The organism is Thermodesulfovibrio sp. 1176 (assembly GCF_029946585.1).
Classification (GTDB): Bacteria; Nitrospirota; Thermodesulfovibrionia; order Thermodesulfovibrionales; family Thermodesulfovibrionaceae; genus Thermodesulfovibrio.
Window position 1 is genome coordinate 148,579 of record NZ_JARZRZ010000004.1, and the last position, 24,946, is coordinate 173,524.

A 24,946-nucleotide genomic window follows, 5' to 3' on the forward strand; every position below is an offset into this window, starting at 1 on the left:
AGGTTTCCTCCTATTTAACTGCTTTCAGTTTGCGTTCTTTTTTCTTTTCTTCAAAAATCATCTGATCAATTGGAGCACCTGGTGGTACCATAGGATAAACTTTTTCCTTCCAGTCAACAACAAAATCCATAAATACAGGTTTTCTTATAGATAAAGCTTCTTTTATAACAGGTTCTACTTCACTGGGTTTAGTTGCCCTTAATCCAACAGCACCGTAGGACTCTGCAACCTTTACAAAATCAGGTGCTGTACTTAAATAAGTATGTGAATATCTTTCATTGTAAAAAAGTTCCTGCCATTGTCTGACCATTCCAAGATAACTATTATTTAGTATCGCAACCTTCACTGGTAAGTCATAAACTACAGCAGTTGCCAATTCCTGTATATTCATCTGGATACTTCCATCTCCTGCAATATCAATAACCGTCATGTCTGGAAAGGCAAGCTGAGAACCAATTGCAGCTGGGAAACCGTAACCCATTGTACCAAGTCCACCAGAAGTTACAAGTCTACGGGGCTTGTCAAATTTAAAAAATTGAGCTGTCCACATCTGATTCTGTCCAACTTCAGTTGTAATAATTGCATCACCTTTTGTTATCTCATATATTTTTTCAATAACATACTGAGGCTTTATAACCTCTGGATCAAACTCATATGTAAGAGGTCTTTCCTTTTTCCATTGATTAATTTGCTTGAGCCATGCGTGTCTGACTTCTTCCCACTGTGGCTTTATTTCTTCTTTAAGAACTTTATTTAGAACCTCAAGAACTTTGCTAACATCTCCTACTATTGGTATATCTACTCTTACATTTTTTCTTATAGAGGTAGGATCAATATCTATATGAATAATCTTTGCATTTGGTGCAAAGGCATCGGTTTTACCTGTAACTCTGTCATCAAATCTCATTCCTATTGCAATTATCAAGTCTGAATTTTGAACTGCCATATTAGCATAATATGTTCCATGCATTCCAAGCATTCCTAATGATAGTTCATGAGTTCTTGGGAAACTTCCAAGTCCCATAAGAGTATTTGCTACGGGAATCTGTGTAATTTCTGCAAGTTCCTTAAGATGTTCGCTGGCATTTGAAATTATGCAACCACCACCTGCAATAATAACAGGTTTTTTTGCCTTAGCTATTTCCTGAGCAGCTTTCTTGATCATATAAATGTTGCCTTCATAAGTTGGATTATAACTTCTTATATGAATTTTCTCTGGCCAAACAAACTCAGCCCTACCCTGTGTTACATCCTTAGGAAGATCAACAAGAACAGGACCAGGTCTTCCTGTGGTTGCAATATAAAAAGCTTCTCTGACCTGTTTTGCTAAATCTTTAACATCTTTTACGAGAATATTGTATTTTGTGCACGGTCTTGTAATTCCTACTATATCTGCTTCCTGAAAGGCATCATTTCCAATTAAAAATGTTGGGACTTGACCTGTGAAAATGACAAGAGGCACAGAGTCCATATAAGCAGTAGCTATACCAGTTACAGTATTTGTTGCTCCAGGTCCGCTTGTAACAAGTACAACACCTGGTTTTCCACTTACTCTTGCATATCCATCAGCAGCATGAGTGGCACCCTGTTCATGTCTTGTAAGAATCAGCTTTATGTCTGGATCATCGTAAAGAAGGTCAAATATATCAAGAATTACTCCCCCAGGGTAACCAAATATATGTTTTACCCCTTCCCTTTTTAAACATTCAATCAAAATTTCAGCACCTTTCATTTTTGCCATAGCTATATCCCCTATTTTATAAGCTTTAAAAAATAAAATAACATAAATTTTTCTATTTAATCAAATTATTAAGTCTTTTTATACTCTTTAAAACATGTTCAGGATTATGTGCTTCGATTGTGTATATGCATTCTTTCTTTTTTAATAATTGAAAAAATTTTTCAAAATCAAAACAACCACTTCCAATTGAAAGATGTTCATCAAAATTTTTATTATTGTCATGTAAATGTAATTCAATTATGTAATCATTTAATGAAAAAAGCCATTCTTCTATGCTCTTTTTTGAAAAAAGATTAAAATGTCCTGTGTCGAAACATACTCCAAAATAGGGAGATGAAAAGTATTTCATAAGCATTCTGAGATTTTCAGGGTCTTCTTCAAAAATATTTTCTATTGCAACTTTAATATGCAATTGTTCTGCTCTTGATAAAATTCTCTCCCATGTTTTAATACTCGCATCAAGCCATACTTCTACTTTAAAAGCATACTTCCATTTTTCATAGCCTGAATGAAAAACTATTGATATCGGATTTAGCAATTCAGCAATATCAAAAACCTGATTAAATCTCTCTAAAGTGACCTCTCTAACCTTTGAATCAACTGCACCAGGAGATAAATCCATAAAAGGTGCGTGAAAAGATAAAGAAGGTTCATAATATAGAGCCTTCTTAAGCTTTTCTATGTCTTCAGTTGTTATTTGATCAAGAACAGTAGCACTGAAGTATATTTCAAGATTAAATTTTTCTTTTTGAATTATATCAATATAATCGTAAATTTTGTTATATGGTACATGAATATGAGGTTTTATCATCTATTATGATTTTCCTTCTGTTTTATTTGAAACTTTGTTTGAATTGGAGTTTCCATTTCCTGAATTATTTTTTCTTGCATAATCAGTCACATACCAGCCACTTCCTTTTAAGATAAAGGAAGACTGTGAGATAAGTTTTTTAAGCTCTCCACCACATTCAGGACAATTTTTTAAAGGCTCTTCACTGAATTTTTGAATAAATTCATAGATTTTGTGGCATTCCATACATTCATACTCATAAATTGGCATCTGAACCTGCACCTCCTTTATAAAGTACTGACAAATTTTATTTTAAAACATCCTTATATATTTTTGGTATAATAATTAAAAAATTTTAAGGAGGCTTCAGACATGAAAGTTCTTGTCACAGGTGGAGCCGGTTTTATAGGAAGTGATTTTGTAAGATTAGCTGCAAGAAAGGGCTGGAAAGTCACAGTTGTTGATAAATTAACTTATGCAGGTGATTTGGAAAGACTCAAACCAATACAGGATAGATTAGATTTTTACAATGTAGATATCCTTGACAAGGATGAATTAAGAAAAATATTTGAAAAACAGCTACCAGAAGTTATTTTACATTTTGCAGCTGAAACAAATATTGATAGGTCTGTCATAGAACCAAGTATTTTCATGGAAACAAACATAATAGGTACTATATACCTGATAGAACTTGCTAAAGAATTCGGAGTAGAAAAATTTATAAATATTACATCCTATGAAGAATACGGAGAAATTAAAGAAGGAGAAAGAGATGAAGACTGCCCCCTGAATCCTCGTTCACCTTATGCTGTAAGTAAAGCATCAGCGGATATGTTGGGACAGGTTTACTGGAGAGCATTGCAATTTCCTGTTATTACATTGAGACTTTGCAGTATCTATGGTCCATGGCAAAATCCAGAAAGACTGATTCCTATGACAATTTTAAAAGCATTAAGAAATGAACCAATCCCCGTATATGGAACAGGGGATATAATTCGCGAATGGCTATATCTATGTGACTGTATTCAAGCAATTTTTGCAGTTTTAGAAAAAGGTAAACCGGGAGATGTTTACAATATAGGAAGTGGGGAAAGATTTCAAGTAATAGACATTATAAAGCAAATACTAAAAATTCTTGATAAACCAGAAACTCTCATAAAATTTGTACCTGACCGTCCTGGACACGAAAAAAGATTTGCGATTTGTACTGAAAAAATAAAAAATAAAACAGGTTGGGCACCTAAAACAAAGTTTGAATCAGGGTTAAAATCTACTATAGAATGGAATTTGAACAATAGAAATTGGTTGTTTAAAAAACTCTTTTATTATGAAAATTTATGGAGCAAACTTTACGGAGAGGATTAAATATTTTTATTGGCACATCAGGATGGCAATATGGACATTGGAAAGGAATTTTTTATCCTGAAGAATTAAAATATTCTGAATGGCTATCTTATTACTGTAAATATTTTTCAACAGTTGAGGTCAATGTAACTTTTTACAGAGATGTAAGAGTTTCAACTTTTGAAAAATGGTATCAACTAACACCAGAGAATTTTCAATTTTCAGTAAAACTATCAAGACAAATAACCCATTTTAACAAACTTAAAGTTAATAAGGATTTAATTGAAAGCTTTATTCAGAAGTACTCAACATTCAAATATAAATTAGGCATTATATTAATTCAGCTTCCACCTGGATTAAAGTTCGATGTAAATTTGATTACTGATTTTATCAATATGTTAGATAAAAAATATAAATACACAATTGAAGTTAGAAATAAAACATTTATTAATGATAATTTTTTTGAAATTCTGAAACAAAACAACATTGCTTTCTGTATAGCAGATTCTGCTGGAAGATTCCCTTACTATGAGACAATTACAGCAAACTTTATTTATGTGAGATTACACGGCTCTCAAAAACTTTATGCTTCAGAGTATTCAGATGAGGAACTTATTGAATGGGCTAATAAAATCAAAGTCTGGGATAAAGATACTTACATTTACTTTGATAACGACTATATGGGATATGCTGTTAAAAATGCCTTAAAAATTAAAAAATTACTTGAAGTATAATATCTTAACAAATTGAAAAAATTAAAAATTTATTTTTTCAAGTGCATGATTATTTATCAACCTTTGGTCAATAGAGATTTTATCAAGAGTTTTTCTTCTACAGAAGATGTAGATCCTGCCTCAACTACTCCTAATACTTTATATAAAATTAAATATAAAATTAGTAAGGGATTTTGGAATGAGTTGTCCCTTTGAGTACTTTTCAACAAACTTGAATGCTGTATTGTTAATAAAAATTTTTTCAATTTTAATTTGACTATTTAATGCTCTACTGTTAAAATTTATTTAAAAATTAGGAGTTTATCATGTCTTTCCCTAATGTAAGACAAAGTATTGGTTTGATTACCATTCCAGAAATGTTTGAAAGATCATGTACTTTGTATAAAGAGCAAATTGCCATAATGACAAAAGAGGGAGATGAATGGATAAGTCTACCTTATAAGTTTTTATATGAAAAAGTTACTTTGCTTGCAAAATATTTAAAAGATGAAATTGGACTCAAAAAGGGTAATAAAGTAGCTATTATTGGACAAAATTCACCTTATTGGGTAATATCTTATTTTGCTTGTCATTGGCTTGGACTAATTGTTATACCTGTAGATACAAGATTGAAAACACCTGAAATTAAATTTATTCTAAAAGATTCTGAATCAGTTGTCATTATCGCACAAGATACTTTTCTTGAAGAACTGCTCAAAATTCAAAGAGAACTCCCAACATTAAAGCACATAATATCTAAACAGCCGAATAAATTGAATATCACCTCTTTACAAGATATTTTTCAAAAAGTAAAAACTGGAATTCCTATGGAAAAGGTATTTTTAGAAGACTATGCGGTTATTTTATACACATCAGGAACAACAGGGATATCAAAGGGAGTACTGCTCTCTCACAAGAATATAATTTCAGATGTTGATGCTGTTTATCAAACGATAGAATACGGACCTAATGATAGATTTTTCTCAGTATTACCTCTCCATCATGTTTATGAACAAACCTGTGGACTTATTTGTCCAATAGCTGGAGGAGCCACCATAGCCTATGCAAGTTCATTAAAATCTAAAGTATTGATCGAAGAAATGCGTTATGTAAAACCAACAGTAATGTTAACAGTTCCTTTATTACTTGAAAAAATAGTAGAGGGAATAATAAGAAAAGTTAAAGAATCTGGAATATTAAAAAAGCTCATATTTAATTCATTAAGAATAACTGCAAGAAATCTTGATAAACTCTTTAAAGGCAAAATATCAAAAACATTATTCAGAAATGTCAGAGCCCAATTAGGGATGGAAAATCTTAGATACCTAATTTCAGGTGGTGCAGCCCTTCCAAGATGGGTTTCTTTTGCATTAGAAGAAATGGGTTTTCCCATACTTCAGGGTTATGGATTATCAGAAACATCACCTGTTATTACGCTAAATCCTCCATTTTGTCCTCGAAATGAAAGCGTTGGTTTGCCTCTGCCCTATGTAGAAATAAAAATACATGAACCAGATAATAACGGAATCGGTGAAATTGCTATTAAAGGACCTATGGTAATGGTTGGTTACTATCAGAATGAGGAAGCTACTAAAGAAGTATTTACTGAAGATGGATGGTTTTTAACAGGAGATATGGGGTATATGGATAAAGATGGATACCTTTACATAACAGGAAGAAAAAAAAGTGTGATAATAACATCTGGCGGAAAAAATATCTATCCTGAGGAGGTAGAAATAGCATTGTTAAGATCTCCCTATATCTCTGAAGTTTTGGTGATTGGGGTGTGGGATTCTGATAAAAATAAAGAGGATGTTCATGCAATCGTGTATCCAAATTTTGAAAATGTAAATCAGTATTTTGAAAAAAGGGGTATTAAAAATCCAAACACTAATGATTTGCATGAGCTCATACATAGAGAGATTGTCACATACAGTAGTGACTTAGCTAACTATAAAAGAGTACGAAAGTTTACCATTAGAGAAGAAGAATTTCCTAAAACAACTTCAATGAAAATAAAAAGATATCTCTTTCAACAACAAAAAATTAAATAGAATTTGGTTTTTTTAATTTGGAGTTATTTAACCCATGACTTTTGGAATTATTAAAAATAGTCTAAGATTGGCTATCTTAATCATGGGGTTTAGCGGACTAATTGCCCAAATGCTACTTTTACGGGAATTGTTAATAGTTTTTTCAGGCAATGAACTTTCTATTGGAATTATTTTTGCAAATTGGGTTATTCTTGAGGCTTTTGGCTGTTTCTTTTTTGGTAAAAGGGCTGAAAAAAGTAAAAATAAATTTGAAACATTTATTGCACTTAATATTATATTTTCTATATTTCTGATCTTAGCAATTTTTTTCACACGTATCCTAAAGGAACTTCTTGGTTTTTCAATAGGTGAAAATATAGGATTTTTACAGATGCTTTATTCATCTTTTATCATACTTTTACCAACAAGTATTTCTCATGGGGCATTATTTCCTCTTTCCTGTAAACTTTATTCTGATTTTTCCCATGATAAAGCATCATCCATTGGAAAGGTCTACATCTATGAGACAATAGGAACAATTTTGGGTGGTATTGTCTGGACATATTTTTTTATTACCTATTTTCACTCATTCCAAATAGCTTTTTTTCTTGTCATTTTAATCCTGCTTATAAACATCATTTTAATTATCATTTTTTGGAGAGAATTCAGATTAAAGAAAATTACTACGGTCATTACCTTAACTATTTTAATTGTTTCATTATATCTTACCATTTCAGCAGAAAGGATTCATCAATTTTCTATATCAGCTCAATGGAAAGGTTTAAATGTAGTTCATTATCAAAACTCTCTTTATGGAAATATCTCTGTTGTGGAGAATGAAGGACAATACATCTTCTTTTCAGATGGTATTCCTGAGCTAATTACCCCAATACCTGACATAGGATTTGTTGAAAAATTCGTCCATATTCCCCTTTTTACTCATCCTCAACCTCAGAAATTATTTATCTTAAGTGGTGGAGCTGGTGGTGTAATTAACGAGATATTGAAACATCCATCAGTAAAAGAAATTGATTATGCAGAATTAGACCCACTGTTTCTTGAAATTATAAAAAAGTTTCCCACTCCTTTAACAGAATATGAATTAAATCATAAAAATGTAAAGGTTAAGTATATTGATGGACGTCTTTTTCTTAAAATGACTGAAAATAGATACGACATAATTCTCGTAGGAGTATTCAATCCATCGGATCTACAGACAAACAGACTTTTTACAAAAGAATTTTTTGCTTTAGCTAAAAAGAGATTAAATAATAGTGGTATACTTGTTATAGGATTACCCGGTTCACTAAGATATTTTAATGATGAATTAAAAAATCTAAACAGTTGTATTTTTAATACCCTTAAAAGTGAATTTTCTTATATAAGAGTTTTTCCTGCAGAAGGAACAAATCTTTTCTTGGCTTCAGATTCAGATGAAATTATCCATTTTGACAGCTCAAAACTGTTAATCAGACTTAATGAGCGAGGCATTCATGTAAATATTCCCATTGCAAGGCATATTGAAGAAGTGCTACATCCTGGATGGAAAGAATGGTTTACTATGTTTTTTGAGGGTGGCACTGAAAAAATCAATTCTGATTTTACACCAATAGGAGTTTTTTACAGTGTGTCTCATTGGAATTCAGTTTTCAATCCTGAAATTGCTAAGGTTTTCCAACTATTAGAGAAAATGAATTTGCAAATGTTCATAGTTTTATTTTTTATTCTTATTTTATTATTTTTCCTACTACCAATCAAAAAGACAAAGCTTTATAGATTAGGTATACCCTTATGTATAATGACAACCGGTTTTGCAGGAATGATTTTTGACCTTATGTTGATATTTGCATTCCAGTCAATCTATGGATATGTCTTTTCCTGGATAGGACTTCTTGTAACCTTTTTTATGGTGGGAGTATCCTTTGGAGCCTTTTTTACAAATTCCCTTTTGTCACGAATAAAAAATTTATTAAGTGTTTTTATTAAAATTGATTTAACAATAATCTTTTTTTCTCTTTTAATGCCTGTTTTATTTATTATGCTACATCCTCACATAGATAGCTCTGTTGAATTTATTTTTTTGAAAATACTTTTCCTGATTCTTTCGTTCATAAGTGGTAGTTTAGTAGGTGCTCAATTTCCAATTGCAAATATGATATATTTAGAAAAGAGCCCAAGTTTGTCAGAAACTGCAGGAATTCTTTATAGCTCTGACCTTATAGGTGGATGGATTAGCGGAGTTTTAGGTGGTATAGTTCTCCTACCTGTTCTCGGACTTCTTAATACTGCAATAGTTGTTGTTTTACTTAAACTTTTAAGTTTAATTATAATAGTATATCCAACCATTGCCATTAATGTGTCAGAAAGAAGGTAAAAAAATGGAAAAAAATTGCGGTGATAAAATTAGCCGAAGAAATTTCCTTAAAAAAATCAGTTGTATTGGACTTCAAATGCTTTTTTTACCAATCTTTGGCAGACACGGCTATGGTAAAAGTATAAATTCAGGTTTTACTCCAGCATACTTAAAGCTTCACAGATCAGGTGAGTTGAAAGAAAGGGCAGAAAAACTATGGAAGATTATGGAAAAATGTCAACTCTGCCCAAGAAAATGTGGAGTAAATCGTTTGAAAGGAATGAAAGGGGTTTGTCGTGCTCCAGGAAGTAAACTTGTTATCTCAGCATTTCATCCTCATTTTGGAGAGGAAAGACCCCTTGTTGGAAAAAGAGGTTCAGGAACTATATTTTTTACCCATTGCAATTTAAGATGTGTATTCTGTCAGAATTGGGAAATAAGCCATATTGGAAGAGGTACAGAGAGAAGTATTAATGATTTAGCAGATATGATGCTTTTCTTACAAAAAATTGGTTGCCACAACATAAATCTTGTTACACCAACTCACTATTCTCCCCATATTCTCAAAGCCCTTGATGTAGCAGTTGAAAAAGGACTTACTCTTCCTCTTGTATACAATACTTCAGGGTGGGAACGACTTGAGATACTTAAAGTTCTTGATGGAATTGTTGATATTTATTTACCTGATATCAAATATTGGGAAAGTAGCATGTCTTCAAAATACTCATCAGGAGCAGAAACTTATCCTGAGATTACAAAGGAAGCAGTCTTGGAAATGCATCGTCAAGTTGGAACAGCAAAACCTGCAAAAGATGGAATTATATATAGAGGATTAATCATCAGACATCTTGTTATGCCAAATAATGTCGCTGGATCAGAAAAAATAATGGAATGGATTGCAAAGGTTCTACCAAAAGATACTTATGTAAATATAATGGCACAGTATACCCCGCTTTATAAAGCTTTTGATTATCCAGAGATATCAAGAAGAATAACCAAAGAAGAGTATGTAAAAGTTGTAAATAAAGCCAAAGAATTAGGTCTTTCAAATCTTGATATTCAGGGCTATTGGTGGTTAAGATAAAAATATAATTAGGACTTGATAAGTTTTTGATTCTTTATCTTCTTTATACTGCGAAGCTTTTCTTATTTTTTAAATCCGACTTTATAATTTTTTAAATGTAAGTCATTGTAAAATAAGGGAAATAGTATTCATTTTCGCCAATACATCACTGATTTGTATTGCCCTTTTTCTTTAAAAGATATTCTATCACTGTGTGAAAGAATTGAAATAACGCACAAAGATGCCTCACTAAATATATTCCCTCCATAAGAAACACTTTCTTCGCATTCAATATCATCTATGTGGATTAATCCTTCTATAGACTTAGCTGTATAGGCAAGCTTTAACCTCTGTGCCTCTTCCCATGTAACACCTCCAAAGGACTTTATGGTCCTCTGTTTTACTTTTCCCTTTTCTCTGTAACTTTTAACAATATCAGCAGTGTAATAGGTCTTACCTTTTACAGTCTTTTTAGAGATTTTGAATGTTCCTTTTTATACGCCAATACTTATAACATAGAATAAATAATTTTGTGAAGGAAGAAATGACTTATATCAAAAAATATTCGCCATTACACAGAAAATAAAAAATTAATTATTTCAATAAGTGAGAGGCAAAAGTTTAGAAAGATGGGTTTAGAAATAAAAAATCACATCAAATAAAATCAAGGGTTTACGAGTGCAATTTGGCAAATTTTAAGCCTAAGTTGATAAACTCGGGAAAAGTAATATATGGCTGGCATGATAACGAACTTGGAAGTTATACAAAAATGTTTGGAGATTTAACAGTTAAGATATCCCAAGATATTTATTAAGGTTATTTGATTATATTGCTTTCTATGATATCAATTGAGAGAGGTTTTGAAAGAAGAAAACCCTGAACCAAGTCACAACCAAGGAATTTTAAGATATTAAGTTGTTCTTCTTTTTCAACTCCTTCAGCAAGGGTGAGTTTGTCAAGTCTTTTTGCAAGCTCTATTATTGTTTGAACAACAGCAAAGGATTTTTTATCTTTTAATATGTCTCTTATGAAAGCAATATCAATCTTTATAATATCTATTGGTAGATCCTTAAGATAAACAAGAGAAGAAAAACCTGTGCCAAAATCATCCATTGCAATTTTGGGGGGATTTTTCATTTTTTTAATCATTGAAATTAAATCCATTACATGATCCGGATTTTCAATAAATACTCTTTCTGTAATCTCAATTGTGACTTTATCCCTTATTTCTTCTGGAATGCGAGATATTTTTTGAATAAAATTTGCATCATTAAAAGTTTTTCCTGAAATATTTATTGAAATATTAATCCTCCATTTCCTTATTTTTTCAATTGTTTCTTTGATTAAGAAATCTTCAAATTTATTTAAATATTGGCTATTTTCTATGTAGTTAATAAAAGAATTCGGATAATAAATTTTGTCTTTATCAATTATTCTAACTAAAGCTTCAAAACCTGCTACTTTCAAAGTATCAGTATGGTAGTAAGGTTGATAGTGAAATACAAAAAGATTTTCATCAAGGGCTTTTCTAACCAGATTGATTATTTCCCATTGGCTTTCTACATCTTTTTCAATTGCTGGGTCATAAAATTTAATTACTCCTTCACCTTCATTCTTTGCCTCTGTAAGAGTTATGTCAGCTTTTTCATATAAAGACTTAAATGTTGTTCCATCTTTTGGAAATAAAGCTATGCCTGCATTAATGTTGGTACTTACTGTTTTGTTTTCTATTTCAAATTTAAAATCATTAAGTTCTAAAATTTTTTGATAAACACTATAGCTCTCAATTGAACTATCAATCATAACATATACTCCAAAGGTGTCAGCACTTATTCTGGCAACGGCATCTGTACCTTTAAAGTTTTCACTTAAATTTTTAGCAAAGGATTGCAGGAATCTGTCGCCCCCTGAAAATCCTAAAATTTTATTTATCCCTGTCATATTACATAAATCTATTAATAGGAATACTCCTATAAGTCCCTTTGCCTGGGTTTCTCTCAATTTAACGGAGACATCGGCAGAAAATCCATTTAAATTTAAAAGTCCTGTTAGGGCATCATAGTTTTGTAATTTATTTATTCTTTCGGAAAGCACTAATTTTTCTGTAATATCCTTTGCTACAGCAACAAATCTTAAGATATTTCCAGGAAGTCTGATAGGTATAATTTTTAAGTCAACATGAAAAATCTCTCCGCTCTTTTTTCTGTTTGGTGTTATGGCATTGAATATTTTGTCTGAAAGAATGGTATCCCACATTTCTTTATAAAATTCTGGTGGATTAAGTCCTGATTTAAATATTCTTGGATTCTGACCAATCAACTCTTCTTTTTTGTATCCGCTTATTTTTTCTACAGATTCATTTACATAAGTAATATTACCTTTTTCATCGGTAACTAAAATCCATGTATCAGAGTTTTTAATTGCCTCTGAAATGATAGTGTTATGCCTTATCCTTTCAACTCTTTCAAGGGCAAAAGAGAGGTCTCTTTGAATTTCTTGTAGTATATCAGCAATCGATTCTGTGAAATAATTTGGAAACTCTGAATAGATACTTATCGAAGACACAATTTTTTTATTTTTAAAAAGAGGAATTACACAAGATGACAAAACTCCTCTTTTTAAAAGTTCTAATCTTATGGGATTTTTATCGGTATCTTTTCTTAAATCGGAATTAATTAATATCTTTTTTTCTTGTAATAATTTATCGCATTTATGTTCTAATTCACTAAGGAATTTTATGAATTCATTATCACCATAGTGAAATTTAGGAATTCTCTTTCCATATTCATCAATTAATCCAATCCATACAAATTTAAATTTAAGATTTTCAACTAAAGCTTTACATATTCCGCTATATATTTCCTCTTCAGTTAATGACATTGTTATGATTTTATTAATTTCTTTTAAAATTTCTTTTACACTTTCAGCGTGCTTTTGTTGGGTTATGTCATAAAAGATAACGCAGCCTGAATATCTACCTTTAAAAAGTATAGTTGATGTGAAACATTTAACATGTATTATCTCTCCACCTTTTTTTACAAAACGAATATCATAGATTGAAGAAAAATTTTTTCCTGATAGTCTTCTTTTTAAATTTTCAATTACTTTTTCTTTATCCTCCTTATAAACTAAATCTATACTATTCATTTCAAGGATTTCCTCTTCTTCATAGCCGAGAAGATTTAAAGCATATTCATTTATAAATACTATTTTCTCTTGATAAATAAACATACCAATAGTTGATGATTTCATCAGAGCCTTAGTGATATCATGATAAGCCCATTCTTCAAGTAAGATTTCTAACTGTTCGTAAAGACTTTTAATATATTGAATTTCCTCTTCTGATGCTTTATCAATATCCTCAATATTAAGCAATTTTTCCTTATATTCCCTCAATGATGGATGAATAAAGATAAAGTGAGGGCAAGGGAAACAGAAATCCTCTGAAAATTTTATATTTTTTTCATCTTCCAGTTCTCTTAGATTTGATGTATATATAAACCCAAAATCTGCAATTCCCTTTTTAACAAGGTCTATTATCTCCTCATAATTTTTAGCAAAAATAAGATGAAAATTTTTGTATTTTTTTTTATAAAGTAAAAGAGGAATAAGAAAGTATTTACTGTTGATTAAAGCTATATTTATTAGCTCCTTTTTTGAAGAATAAGACAATGAAGTAATGCTACACAAAGAATTTATATCATTTTTAAGTTTACCAAGGAGTATATAACCTTTTTCCCAAAGTTTCAAGGAAGTATCAGGATTTGCATAAACAATATGATAATCAAACTCAGTAATTTTTTCCTCTTCTACAAAGTCTTTAAATAAAACAATGTTAACCTCTTTTTTAAGGATTGAAGATATAAAAGAGACAATATTCTCCCATTGTTTAATATCTCTTTCACTGCAGTGAGGGCAAAAGGCAAAGGTTAATACATTATTCTGCATAAGTTTAAAATTTAGTTATCTTTGCAATTTCATCATTAACTTTTACAACTGTAGAGAAAACCTTATATGTTTCATTGAGCATGGAGGCGGTGTTTGTAATTCTCTTAGAAACATCAGTTAATACCTGACTTTGTTCTTCTATTGCTGTTGAAAGAGTATTTACCGCATCACCAACTGTATCTGACATGGTTTTGTTTTTTTCAAAGGATATTCTTATTGTTTTCATTTCTTCTTCAATTTCAGAAAAAAGCTCTTTAATTTTTTCTACTTCCTTTACTGCTATAATTACTCTTTCACTTAGATTACCAAGAATTTTCCCAATATCTTTTGTTAAGACATCAGTTTTTTGCGCAAGCTTTCTTATTTCATCTGCCACAACAGCAAAGCCTCTACCAGCCTCTCCTACCCTTGCTGCTTCAATAGATGCATTCAAGGCAAGAAGATTTGTCTGGTCAGCAACATCAGAAATAGCAGTAACAATATTTCCAATGTTTTTTGTTGCATCCCCAAGATCTTTTATATTTGTTACAACCTCTATTATTTTTTCATTATGAGATTCAATCTCTTTAACTTTTTTTTCAAGTTCCTCATCCATTGTCTCATTTTGTTTAACAAGTGCTTGAACTTCATTGTTTATAGAAACTACACTTTTTGACATATCCCTAATAGTGGTGTCAATTTCTTCCATGGCAGTTGCTATTGAGGAAACTTCATCTTTAATTCTTGAAAAATTTGAATCAATTAAACCCATTGTATTTGAAATTGTGGAACCTACAATGTTTGACTTTATTATTCCTGATGAAAGAGTTTTGATAAGTGAAAGATTGGTATCTACATCTTTTTTTGTAAGATTTGTATTTTTCTTTTTTCTAAAAAACATTTTATTCCTCCCTATTTGTAGAACTCATCAGCTATATCAACACCACATCTTAGGTTACCAAGCCAGTTAAAAAATCTCTGAATATGTTCTTTTTTATGAATCATTGCACCATGTTGGGGAGCTATTCTTTCAATATCAAGCCTTTTGATTTTTTCAAGATATTTCTTCACTATACTATTTGAAGCAAGATATCTTCTGTGAAATCCCTCCATAAGCCTTATATGACTATCAAAATCCTCAACATAGGGATACCTCTGTCCCTTTGGAAAAATTGCTGCTCCTAAGTCACCTGTAAAAAGAGTCTTTGAACGAGGGTCATAAACATGAAAATTAGCAACAGAATGTAGAAAATGAGCTGGTATTATCTCAAGATAGTCTCCTGATGGAAGTTGAATTCTTCCACCTCCTTCTTCCAAAGGAACAATTCTTGTCATATCAAAAATTCCGTAATGAGGTAAAAATCTTACCCACCATTTTGATATATAAACCTTCGCAGGTGTTACACTGAGCCACAGTGCTACACCTGAGGATACATCTGGGTCTTGATGTGAGAAAAATAGATGTTGAATTCTTTCAAGGTCAACATATCTTGAAACATTTGCAACAACTCTTGGAAAAACATGAACACCACCGGGGTCAAGAATAACGCCAACATTTTTATTTTCAATGAGATACTGGTTTACCTGAACAAACCCTTCTTCTTCATGCTCTTCCCAACCAAGCCATATAAATTTATGAGTTCCATCGTCATAAACAACATCTCCTCTTACAATGTCTACTTCTTTGTTTAATTTTGCCATATTACCTCCAATTTATAATTTTTCTAATATTAGAATTTTACAAAAAAATAAAAATAGCTTGAATTTTACTTCAAAAGCTGTTTATTCCTGAATGCTTTAAACATGTTTGAATGATGAAATGATTGTCTGTCCATTTTCAAAATATGGCATATTTCACATTTCATTTCTGCTCCAATTGGAAGAGGTGCTCCTTGATACTGCAATGGTTGAATATTATCCCTATTCTTATCAAATTCATTGAAAGCAGGATAAACTGCATGGGGTGAACTATGGCAGGCAATACAGGGAATCTTACCAGTATTGTCAAATCTCATTCTATATAGCATATTAAAATTTTCAGTCCATATATTGAAAGCTCTCATATTTTTTTCAGGCTTCTGAAATCCTCTGTGGCAGTTTAAACAGTCTGGTTCATTTATCCAGGGTTTCCTTGGATTTATTTGGTAAATGGGGGTTTCTGGATTAAGATTTTTTAAGAGAAGTTTTGCTGTTCGTGAATTTTCCTGTCCAAGCAATAGGGATACAGCATGTTCATCAAGTTTTCCATGACAGTGAGTACAGTTTATTCCAATTTTCACATGAATATCTCTGTTAAATCTTGTATTGCCCTTTGGATGGCTTGAATGACATAAAGCACAGGCTCTTTCATCTTTAAAGGGTATATAATTGGCATGAAATCCATGCATTGAAACTGAAAAGCTATTATGTCCCTTAATTCCCTTTGATTTTACTATGAAATCTTCATGACAGCTTTGACATAGCATAGGCTTATCTTTAATAGCTGATTCATAAAGTTTTGTCTTATGTTTTCTATCGTGAAGTTTGAGAATGTTTTTTGCTGTTTCGTCAGAAATACCAGATATGTCATTCCATCGCCATCCACCTTCATGACACATCCAACATCTCATCTCTGTTGCTACAGGAGCAACAACCCTTGTTTTCTGCAAAATCTTGCCAGTACTTTTATCCTTTGCAATCACCTCAAAAATCGGATAGGGATTGTAAACACCGTCATCTCTATATGGAAGAATCGGTAATCCCTCTGCCTTAAAAACTCCCCTCTCTTTGTCAAAATCAAAAGCACCCTTTAATCCTTTACCAGTAAGTCCCGTATCTTTTGAGACTTTTTTACCATAATTATATTCAACATAATTCCAAAATAGCGTGTGTTTTGAAGGATTTTCAAAACCCCTTTCAACAGTATAGGCAATTTCAATATTATCTGTAACAATTTCGGGTTTTTTCCCTCTCTTTATTAGTAATGCTTCAAGAGTATTGCCAGGAGGTAAATAGGCAAACCATTTGTCAGCATCACTTACACATTTCATTCCAAGAGTATTCCATACAAGAAGAACATATTGATTAGAAGATTTAAATTCAGGAATCTCAGAGGTTAATTTTGTAATTTTATCATCAATTGGAGGTATTGTAGCTTCTTTTCCATGTAATCCCTTAACAATAAATGTTGCAAGGGCTTCCATCTCCTTTTCTGTTCCTATAAACCTTGGCATGTAATCGCGAACCTTTCCCTGACCATAAAGCTGAGATAGTACACCAAGATAGGTAAATCCCTTAGTTTTTTCAACAATATCGTTTTTTACTCCTCTAATGCTATGACAGCTTAGACACTGAAGATTAAAAAGTTCCCGTCCAGCTTCAATTTTGTTTTCTTCAGTTACTTCTTTTATCTTTGACCATTTTGAATGTTTTAGAAAACCTTCTTTATTCAACATTTCTTCATCTTTAACTAAAACTGATGGAGAGTACATATATCCGTAAATAACATAGGGTTTTCTCGCATACTCTCTCATGTATTCAAATCCTCCAATCCATGAAAGCCCGATTAATAAAAGAACGAATACTAAGAATTGTTGAAATCTTCTTGACGTTTTAATTATGAAAAGAATTGTCAGAAGAAAAAGCAATACTGATGAAATCACAAAGACATTGACAGCATTAGCTGTTTGTTTATTCAACCAGAAATTGGTTATTCTTGCATTTTCTGGAATTGAGTAAAAATACCAGAATCCTGAAATCAAAATAAATGGTAAAGGCATGTAAAGCCACCTTGCACAGTATTTAAGAAGTTTTTTTCTGAAATCACTCTGAGGCATAAACACAGCTGTAACAAATCCGAAAAGACCTGCAAACATAAGGCAAATTCCTGTTCTAAAAACAAGACTTGGCAGATTTGTAGGATTGAAAAATCCATCCCAGAAGTTCTGAGTCTCAAGCCACTGTCCCGGAGTAAGCATGAAAGTAATAATTCCATTGATAACAAAAAGACTTAGCCAAGCTGAAAGAGCATATATAAAAGCAACTCTAAGTCTAAATTTATCTGAAAGTCCATCAAATTTATAGTGATATATCAAAAGAGCGATAATTTCAACAATGAAAAAGACCCATTCTATTGCCCAAGCAAACACAAAGGTGTGAATCAGAATTGAAGTTGCCCAAGGACTTGAAAGAGCAATGGTAAACCATATTCCAACTCCTGTTACAGCACCAAAAACCATTGTAAGAAGCAAGAAAAACCATATGTGTTTACGAACATAAAGCTGTAGTTCCTGATTGTTTTCTCTTACACTTTTTAAATCAGTAAGCCATAAAAATATTCCACCACCCACTGCAAAGTGAGATACAAATACATGTAGCACAGCAATTATGGCAATTAAAGTTCCAGAATTAAGATAGTAAAGTTCCCAAACTGGATAATTCATCTTTTAACTCCCTTAGGAAAGGCGATCTTAAGCATATAAAAAATTACAGCTATACCCAAAATTAAAATAATAAGAAAGATAGCAAAGACATCCCATTGAGGAACAATATTTAATTGTGAGAGGCTAAAATGTTCTCCCAGTTGAAAAATTCTTAGGTGATATCGGTTTATCACCATAGCAATGAGAGTTATAGAAAGAAAAAGAACTGTTAAGCCTAATTTCCCCTTTAAACCTGCCAATATAGATAGAAATGCAAAAACTACTCCTATTATAAATATTATGGTAGCCAAAATATCAGCACCCATAAAATTAAGCATGATTTTCTTGGGAAGACTTAAAAGAAATAAAACACCAACAATGGCTTGAACCATTGTAGAATAGCTAAAAATTTTTAATCCCTCTTTAATCTTTATATTTCGTAAATTTTGATTTAAGTCTTTTTTGAATTTGTAATGGAGGCTATAAAACAATCCACCAATTGCCAAAGAAGCAACAAGAAAATGTAGATATCTTGGATATATGCTTATTTCATCCCAAAGTAAAATTGTTCCACTTCTGTTTTCAAAATATCTACTCCATTTTATTGGACTCTCCATTAATGAAAGATTATTAACCAGAATAAAGGAGATGTAAAGCATAATAAAAACAACAGCAAAAATTGTAAATTTTGCTAATTGAGAGGATTCAAATTTTTTGTAATGAATATAGGATGAATAATATCCAGCTATGAGCAAAGGAATAATTAAAATCCAGTATGTTCCAAGAAGCACTGAACTTGTATAAAAAAGATGCCCGAAAACAACCTGAAGAAACAAAAGAGCAGGTATAGCCATATTAATTGCAAGGGCAAAAAGGACAGGTATTTGTTTTGAAAAAGGTTTATAAATATCTAAGTCTTGGGAAGAGATAGAGAGTAATCTCATCCTCTTATAGATTATTATTAAACTTAATCCCAAAATAGAATTTATAAGCACAATATGAATTAGAAAAAATAATTGCTCAAGTAAAATTAAAATTTGTGGCGGTGCTGGAAGACTTTCAGTGTATGGAATTAGATCTTTTAAATCCATTTTGCCAAATTATATCAAATATCTTAATGTGAATCAACTGTAGATAAGGGTATTTTTAAATTTTTGTTAATATTTTGTAAGATGTCACAATATTTACAATATTTTCGCTTTTAATTTCATCTAATAGAAAATATTTTGCATCAAGCATTCTGCAATTTTAGATGTAATGTCAAACTTCATGAACTCGCAGGGATTATACTCCCTATGTTGAAACTTTAAGAAATATAACCCTGACAGAATTTAGCATAGATGGCAAAGAATACTATTTAAAGAACAGGATTGATAAAATAGGAAAAGCCCTATTTAAAACATTGAAAGTATCCGAACCAGCCCATATAACAGTCAAGGAAGAATTCGCAATATAAAAAAATAAATAATAAGTGAAGATTTGGGAATCTCTTTTAACTGAATTTTTAGAAATATATAATAAATTCAAATCAAAAAGACAATCCTCCTCAATAAAAATTTACAATACAGGACAAATTATGCTTTGTCCGTCAATATCTGCTTTCTTTACCTCAATATCATAAACCCTTTTAATCAAATCTTCAGTGATTATCTCCTTAGGCAGTCCTTCTGCTACTTTACTTCCTGAATTAATAACTACTACCTTATCTGAAAAAAGGCTTGCAAGATTAGGGTCATGAAGGGTCATTACAACTGTAATTCCGCGAATTAATGCAATTTCTTTAATTTTTTTGAGAATATTTATCTGATTTCTAAAATCAAGATGACTTATAGGCTCATCAAGAAGCATAACAGGAGATTCTTGGACTATTGCCCTTGCAATTAAAGTAAGCTGTCGTTCACCACCACTTATTTTAGTGTAAGGGATATTTTTTAAATGTTCAATTCCAACTGTTTTTAATGCAGTTTCTGCTTTTTCATAGTCCTTTTTACTCGGAGATGAGAAAACTCTTATATAGCTTGCCCTTCCCATAAGCACAACATCAAAAACAGAGTAGGGAAAAGGTGGCTCATGCTCCTGCGGGACAACTGAAAAAAGCCTTGCTCTTTTTTTAAAGGAGAGTTTATCAATTGAAACTCTATCAACTTTAATCTCTCCTTTATAATACTTCCAGAGTCCTGTAATACATTTAAAGAGAGTTGTTTTGCCAGAACCATTTGGTCCAAGAATTGTAGTAATAGAACCCTTTTCTGCATTAAAACTTATTCCTTTTAAAACATCCGTAGTCTGGTTTTTATGTCTAAAATAAACTTCTTTAAGATTAAGCATTATTTACCCCATGCCTCTTTACCACTACGTTTCATTAAATAAATAAAAAATGGTGCACCTGTAAGAGCTGTAATAATTCCAACAGGGATATCAAAACTTGTAAGGGTGCGCGATATTGTATCTGCTGCAATCATAAAGGATGCCCCAGCAGCAAAACTAAGGGGCACAAGAGTTTTATGGTCAGGACCTGTAAGCATTCTTACAAGATGAGGCACCATGAGGCCTACCCATCCAATAATTCCGCAAAGAGAGGTCGCTACTGCCACAGCCAGTGTGGAAAATCCAATGAAAAGAACTCTCTCTCTTAATACATTAACTCCCAACGCTTTAGCTTCCTCTTCTCCCATGCTCATTACATTTAATCTCCAACGCATAAGAAAAATAGGTAAAATCCCGAGTATAACACCAACAAAGGAGACTTTTACTGCCTTCCAGTCAGCAAGGGAAAAACTTCCTATAAGCCAATAAACAATACTTTGAAGTTTATGGGGGTCAACCAGAAACTTAACAATTGAAACCAATGCTGTAAAAAAGGCTGAGACAATAACTCCTGAAAGAATAAGTGGAAGACGGCTCACCTCACCCTGAGTTCTTGCAACTGTATAGGCAATAACTACCGCAGAGACAGCAAAAACAAATGCCATAAATTGAATAGGAATATTACTTAAAAAACCAATTGTTATTGCACATCCAAAGGCTGCACCAGCTGAGATACCTAAAATAAAAGGGTCAACAAGAGGGTTTCGGAATATTCCCTGAAGTGTAACACCTGCACCAGAAAGGCAAGCTCCAACAATTCCAGCAAGTATAACTCTCGGAAGTCTTATATCTATGACTATTGCTTTTTCTGGAATATCACCAATTTCAAATATATGCAAAGTCTCGTTTAATAAAATTTTTAAAACCATCAAAGGTGTAACTTCATAAGCGCCAAGAAAAAGCGCAAACCATCCAACGAAAATTGGAGAAAGAAGAATCAAAATCGCTTTAATAGTTTTCATAAACTCTTATTTTAAAAAAATTGTATGCTACTTTGCTAATTTCGCCTCTTTAAAAATATTCATAATATGGTTTCATTTATAAACTTATAATTACTATTTAGTTTAAATCTTAAAAAATTTTTGTTGCTGATAATATAGATTAAAAAAATTATTTCACATAAAATGTAATTGTTGCCTCAAAAAAGTATTCATCATGTTCACCATATTTCTTTTCAGATAATACTTCTCTATCCATCATTCGAAAAGCCTTTATAAACCAGAAACCTTTTTTATCAATAGGAATTTTAAAATAAGGGTCTTTCCCTATTCCTTCTTTAATATATATCACTCCAGGATATTCAGAAAAATAACTATAAGCCCATTTTTCACCTTTAAATCCTTTGTATAGGGCAACTACTCCAACATTCCAATTAGTATTTTTGCCATTAGATAAAACTTTAATTGGTAAGTATTCTCCAACTTTAAGATTTGTAGGATCTTTAAGAGGAATTATTTCTATAAGTCCACCCACACTTTTATCATAATCACCTCTTTTTGTTTTCCCCACCCTTATAAAAGTTTTACTATATTGCCAACCAATAAAAGTTCTCTTAATCTGTGATTTATCTATCTCTATTTTGTCTTTGAATTGAATATATTTATTGTCATGCGTTCTAACCCAGTATATGTTTTCTGCCACAGAATAAATTATATAAATTCCTTCCTTATTTGCTTTAAATTTAGATAAGGCAGATTTTTGTTTATCTCTGTCAAAATTAAATTCTAATTTACTTACAATTCCATCAGGATCAAGTAAATAAAAGTCTGTAAGCCACCATTCACTGGGAGCTGCCTCAGATTCAAATCCATGTCCAACACAAAATTCAACTGGAACTAAATCGTTGATTTTGGCAAAAGGTTTTGAAGAAATCAACCATCTGTCATGAGCATTTGCTAAATTGCTAAAATTAGGGGATAAAAAAGTAAAAATTATCATTGTTATTAATAATTTATTGATTTTTTTCATATTTCTGTATCCTCCTTCTTCTTTTTTAAGTTATATTTAAATTAAAAATTTAAATTTATTCCTGCCATAATACTTCTGCCTGGCATAGGATAAATTGCATCTACGAATCCCACTTCAGCATATTTTTTATTTGTCAAATTTTTACCAGACAGGAATATCTCCATATTTTTACCAATTTGTTTTGTGTATTTAGCATCAATTATTAAATGATCACCTAAGGATTCCGTATTAGCTGAATCAATATATTTCTTATCTGTGTAATTTGATATTAGATCAATTTTTCCAAAACTAGATGATTCATATCCTATACTTATACCTAAAATATTAGAAGGTATAAGAGGAATTCTTTTATCCTTATAAGATATGCCTGCTAAGGTCGTATATTCCTTATATTTCGAATCCTGATATGTATAATTTATTGAACTGTAAAATCCATTTTGTAAGTCTATTGTAAAATTAAATTCAATTCCTTTAGATATTGTCTCACCAGCATTTTCAACTCTTCTAGGCCCTCCAACTCTAACTATTTTATCTTTAGTATCTATAATAAAAAGTGCTCCACTATAGTAAAACCATTTTGAGGGTTGTCCTCTCAGTCCTAATTCATAGCTGTTTATTTTTTCTGGCTTTAGATCTGGATTATTAGCGAATCCAGTAATTGCAGTAGTAGGGTTTCTGAAACCATGACTATAATTGGCAAAAATGTTAAAAGAATCAGATAGCAAATAAGAAATACCTATTTTAGGACTAAATGCAGAATGAGTTTTACTAAAATTTAGAGAAGGCTTTATTTTATCCCTAAAATCTGTATCAACACGGTCGTATCTTGCCCCAAAAGAGACAAACAAATTTTTCATTATTTCAAGATCTTCTTGAAAAAATAAAGCGAAAGTTTTATCTTTCCATGTTCGATCTTGATAGAGAGGTCCTATAATTCCTGTACTTCCATCAAATGAATATGCTTTTATTTTTTCATTATTTAAATAACGATATTCTGCACCTATTAGTAAAATTCCTTTTATATCCCCGATTTTATGACTTATTGTATAATTAAACTCAGGTACAATATTATAGTTTGCAAATTCAAAATAATCAGGATCAATTACCCATCCATCTTGATAGCCATACTTAATTTTAAATAATATTCTCGAATCAGAAAATATTTTTTCAAAATATGGAGCGATAATAAAGGTATATGAATCTGCCTTTCCCCATGGTTGAGTTGTTTGTCTAGGATTTTCTTGAAATTCTTTTTTTGTAAGTGTTCCAGGATATCCATTTTCGATTGGTGCATAGTTAAAATGCAATCCTATGTTAGTTTGAGGATTTAAATTATATTTCAATTTTAAGTTCAAAAGTTTATTATCTTCCCAGCTATTTTCTTGCCATCCGTGCGTTTTGAAATATCTCATTTCTAAGTTATATTCTAAGTTTTTTAAAACTCCAGTAAGTAAAACAGAGTATTTTTGTGTGTCAAAACTGCCACCTGAAAAACTTAATTTACCCTCAAAGGGTTTTTTGGATTTTTTGGTGATTATGTTAATCACTCCACCTGTTGCAAAATTACCATAAAGAGAGGTAGCTGGACTTTTTATTATTTCAATTTTATCAATATTTTCTATAGGTATGGCAAGAGCATTAAAATAACCAGAAGGATTATTATATTCAATTCCGTCAACTAAAATCTGAGCTCCTCTTGTAAGTGGTACCTGTCCTCTACTACTTACATAAATATCAGCATGGACTCCACCAAAATAGGAAATATTAAAACCTGGAATTTGTTTTAAAAGTTCAGATACATCTCTTGCTTCATATTTTTTAATATCTTCTTCCGTTATTACAGTAACATTTGTTGGTATCTCTTTGACTTCTCTTTCAGTTTTTGTAGCGGTTACAACAATTTCATCAAGTATTTTCTCTTTTTCCCCTGCGAAAACATAAAAAACAAAACATAATAAAAAAACAATACCAAATAAAATAATCTTAACCATTTCTACACCTCTCCTTGATTATTTTTTAATGTCAGCTCCCTTCTGAGAGGCATAGACCCTTCATGAGCCTTATTCAATAAAAAAGCCGTGTAGGGATACATTCCCTTACACGGCCTTCATGACCTTTTTTAAACCCTTCTTAGGTTAAAATATTAAAACAAAAATTTAAAATTTATGTCAAGCCCCTGAATTTGCCGATAGGGATATAAAAAAACGAGCCTCCTTTTATGGATTTTAGTTTTAAGGGTTATATAAA

At 31.4% G+C, this 24,946-nt stretch carries 17 protein-coding genes; 5 read left to right on the forward strand and 12 right to left on the reverse strand.

The features are described 5' to 3' along the window. Positions 1–10: 10 nt before the first annotated feature. The 3 genes from ilvB to QI155_RS08435 are packed head-to-tail and all read right to left on the reverse strand — an operon-like array spanning position 11 to position 2,801. On the reverse strand, positions 11–1,741 hold the full coding sequence (gene ilvB / locus QI155_RS08425) for a biosynthetic-type acetolactate synthase large subunit (RefSeq protein WP_068859398.1): 1,731 nt from the start codon (positions 1,739–1,741) through the stop codon (positions 11–13). Positions 1,742–1,793: 52 nt separating this feature from the next. Then, positions 1,794–2,552 (reverse strand): sugar phosphate isomerase/epimerase family protein, encoded by a 759-nt coding sequence (locus QI155_RS08430; protein WP_068859400.1) that lies wholly within the window; start codon positions 2,550–2,552, stop codon positions 1,794–1,796. A gap of 3 nt (positions 2,553–2,555) precedes the next feature. Next, entirely contained in the window at positions 2,556–2,801 is a 246-nt protein-coding gene (locus tag QI155_RS08435) for an FmdB family zinc ribbon protein (RefSeq protein ID WP_068859402.1), read from the reverse strand. A 102-nt stretch (positions 2,802–2,903) separates the two neighbouring features. On the opposite strand from QI155_RS08435, the gene QI155_RS08440 reads away from it, so the two are divergent. From QI155_RS08440 to QI155_RS08460, 5 genes are all read left to right on the forward strand, one after another. Beyond that, positions 2,904–3,896 (forward strand): dTDP-glucose 4,6-dehydratase, encoded by a 993-nt coding sequence (locus tag QI155_RS08440; protein ID WP_068859404.1) that lies wholly within the window; start codon positions 2,904–2,906, stop codon positions 3,894–3,896. Next, entirely contained in the window at positions 3,869–4,609 is a 741-nt protein-coding gene (locus QI155_RS08445; protein WP_068859406.1) for a DUF72 domain-containing protein, read from the forward strand. The genes QI155_RS08440 and QI155_RS08445 overlap by 28 nt, the downstream gene beginning before the upstream one ends. Before the next feature lie 305 nt (positions 4,610–4,914). Continuing rightward, positions 4,915–6,642, forward strand: a complete 1,728-nt coding sequence (locus QI155_RS08450; protein ID WP_068859407.1) for an AMP-dependent synthetase/ligase — start codon at positions 4,915–4,917, stop codon at positions 6,640–6,642. Positions 6,643–6,676: 34 nt separating this feature from the next. Further along, positions 6,677–8,995, forward strand: coding sequence for a fused MFS/spermidine synthase (locus QI155_RS08455; protein WP_281321429.1), 2,319 nt, complete (start codon positions 6,677–6,679; stop codon positions 8,993–8,995). A gap of 4 nt (positions 8,996–8,999) precedes the next feature. Beyond that, complete coding sequence (locus QI155_RS08460) at positions 9,000–10,058, forward strand: radical SAM protein (RefSeq protein ID WP_281321430.1); 1,059 nt, start codon at positions 9,000–9,002, stop codon at positions 10,056–10,058. Between the two features lie 795 nt (positions 10,059–10,853). Here the strand turns inward: QI155_RS08460 and QI155_RS08465 are convergent. The 9 genes from QI155_RS08465 to QI155_RS08505 form a co-directional block, all read right to left on the reverse strand. Further along, positions 10,854–13,985 (reverse strand): EAL domain-containing protein, encoded by a 3,132-nt coding sequence (locus QI155_RS08465; protein ID WP_281321431.1) that lies wholly within the window; start codon positions 13,983–13,985, stop codon positions 10,854–10,856. A gap of 4 nt (positions 13,986–13,989) precedes the next feature. Further along, positions 13,990–14,865 carry a methyl-accepting chemotaxis protein gene (locus QI155_RS08470; protein ID WP_281321432.1) on the reverse strand — a complete coding sequence of 292 codons (876 nt, stop codon included), beginning with the start codon at positions 14,863–14,865 and terminating at the stop codon, positions 13,990–13,992. Positions 14,866–14,876: 11 nt separating this feature from the next. Next, positions 14,877–15,665: an MBL fold metallo-hydrolase gene (locus QI155_RS08475; RefSeq protein ID WP_281321433.1), complete on the reverse strand. Its 789-nt coding sequence runs from the start codon at positions 15,663–15,665 to the stop codon at positions 14,877–14,879. A gap of 65 nt (positions 15,666–15,730) precedes the next feature. Next, a complete protein-coding gene (locus QI155_RS08480; RefSeq protein WP_281321434.1) occupies positions 15,731–18,385 on the reverse strand; it encodes a cytochrome ubiquinol oxidase subunit I in 2,655 nt (884 codons plus the stop codon). Next, a complete protein-coding gene (locus tag QI155_RS08485; RefSeq protein WP_281321435.1) occupies positions 18,382–19,455 on the reverse strand; it encodes a hypothetical protein in 1,074 nt (357 codons plus the stop codon). The genes QI155_RS08480 and QI155_RS08485 overlap by 4 nt, the downstream gene beginning before the upstream one ends. A 466-nt stretch (positions 19,456–19,921) precedes the next feature. Continuing rightward, complete coding sequence (locus QI155_RS08490) at positions 19,922–20,692, reverse strand: ABC transporter ATP-binding protein (RefSeq protein ID WP_281321436.1); 771 nt, start codon at positions 20,690–20,692, stop codon at positions 19,922–19,924. Continuing rightward, positions 20,692–21,693 carry an iron ABC transporter permease gene (locus QI155_RS08495; RefSeq protein WP_068860341.1) on the reverse strand — a complete coding sequence of 334 codons (1,002 nt, stop codon included), beginning with the start codon at positions 21,691–21,693 and terminating at the stop codon, positions 20,692–20,694. Before QI155_RS08495 ends, QI155_RS08490 begins: the two co-directional genes overlap by 1 nt. A gap of 148 nt (positions 21,694–21,841) precedes the next feature. Further along, on the reverse strand, positions 21,842–22,699 hold the full coding sequence (locus tag QI155_RS08500) for a DUF4198 domain-containing protein (RefSeq protein ID WP_068860339.1): 858 nt from the start codon (positions 22,697–22,699) through the stop codon (positions 21,842–21,844). Between the two features lie 41 nt (positions 22,700–22,740). Then, on the reverse strand, positions 22,741–24,690 hold the full coding sequence (locus QI155_RS08505) for a TonB-dependent receptor (protein ID WP_281321437.1): 1,950 nt from the start codon (positions 24,688–24,690) through the stop codon (positions 22,741–22,743). Positions 24,691–24,946 lie beyond the last annotated feature (256 nt).

Coding starts and splice junctions, on each gene's coding strand:
- QI155_RS08475 (WP_281321433.1), bottom strand. CDS start 15,665: ATGGCAAAATTAAACAAAGAAGTAGACATTGTAAGAGGAGATGTTGTT.
- QI155_RS08430 (WP_068859400.1), bottom strand. CDS start 2,552: ATGATAAAACCTCATATTCATGTACCATATAACAAAATTTACGATTAT.
- QI155_RS08500 (WP_068860339.1), bottom strand. CDS start 22,699: ATGAAAAAAATCAATAAATTATTAATAACAATGATAATTTTTACTTTT.
- QI155_RS08485 (WP_281321435.1), bottom strand. CDS start 19,455: ATGGATTTAAAAGATCTAATTCCATACACTGAAAGTCTTCCAGCACCG.
- QI155_RS08455 (WP_281321429.1), top strand. CDS start 6,677: ATGACTTTTGGAATTATTAAAAATAGTCTAAGATTGGCTATCTTAATC.
- QI155_RS08460 (WP_281321430.1), top strand. CDS start 9,000: ATGGAAAAAAATTGCGGTGATAAAATTAGCCGAAGAAATTTCCTTAAA.
- ilvB (WP_068859398.1), bottom strand. CDS start 1,741: ATGGCAAAAATGAAAGGTGCTGAAATTTTGATTGAATGTTTAAAAAGG.
- QI155_RS08470 (WP_281321432.1), bottom strand. CDS start 14,865: ATGTTTTTTAGAAAAAAGAAAAATACAAATCTTACAAAAAAAGATGTA.
- QI155_RS08445 (WP_068859406.1), top strand. CDS start 3,869: ATGGAGCAAACTTTACGGAGAGGATTAAATATTTTTATTGGCACATCA.
- QI155_RS08490 (WP_281321436.1), bottom strand. CDS start 20,692: ATGCTTAATCTTAAAGAAGTTTATTTTAGACATAAAAACCAGACTACG.
- QI155_RS08465 (WP_281321431.1), bottom strand. CDS start 13,985: ATGCAGAATAATGTATTAACCTTTGCCTTTTGCCCTCACTGCAGTGAA.
- QI155_RS08495 (WP_068860341.1), bottom strand. CDS start 21,693: ATGAAAACTATTAAAGCGATTTTGATTCTTCTTTCTCCAATTTTCGTT.
- QI155_RS08480 (WP_281321434.1), bottom strand. CDS start 18,385: ATGAATTATCCAGTTTGGGAACTTTACTATCTTAATTCTGGAACTTTA.
- QI155_RS08440 (WP_068859404.1), top strand. CDS start 2,904: ATGAAAGTTCTTGTCACAGGTGGAGCCGGTTTTATAGGAAGTGATTTT.
- QI155_RS08435 (WP_068859402.1), bottom strand. CDS start 2,801: ATGCCAATTTATGAGTATGAATGTATGGAATGCCACAAAATCTATGAA.
- QI155_RS08450 (WP_068859407.1), top strand. CDS start 4,915: ATGTCTTTCCCTAATGTAAGACAAAGTATTGGTTTGATTACCATTCCA.
- QI155_RS08505 (WP_281321437.1), bottom strand. CDS start 24,690: ATGGTTAAGATTATTTTATTTGGTATTGTTTTTTTATTATGTTTTGTT.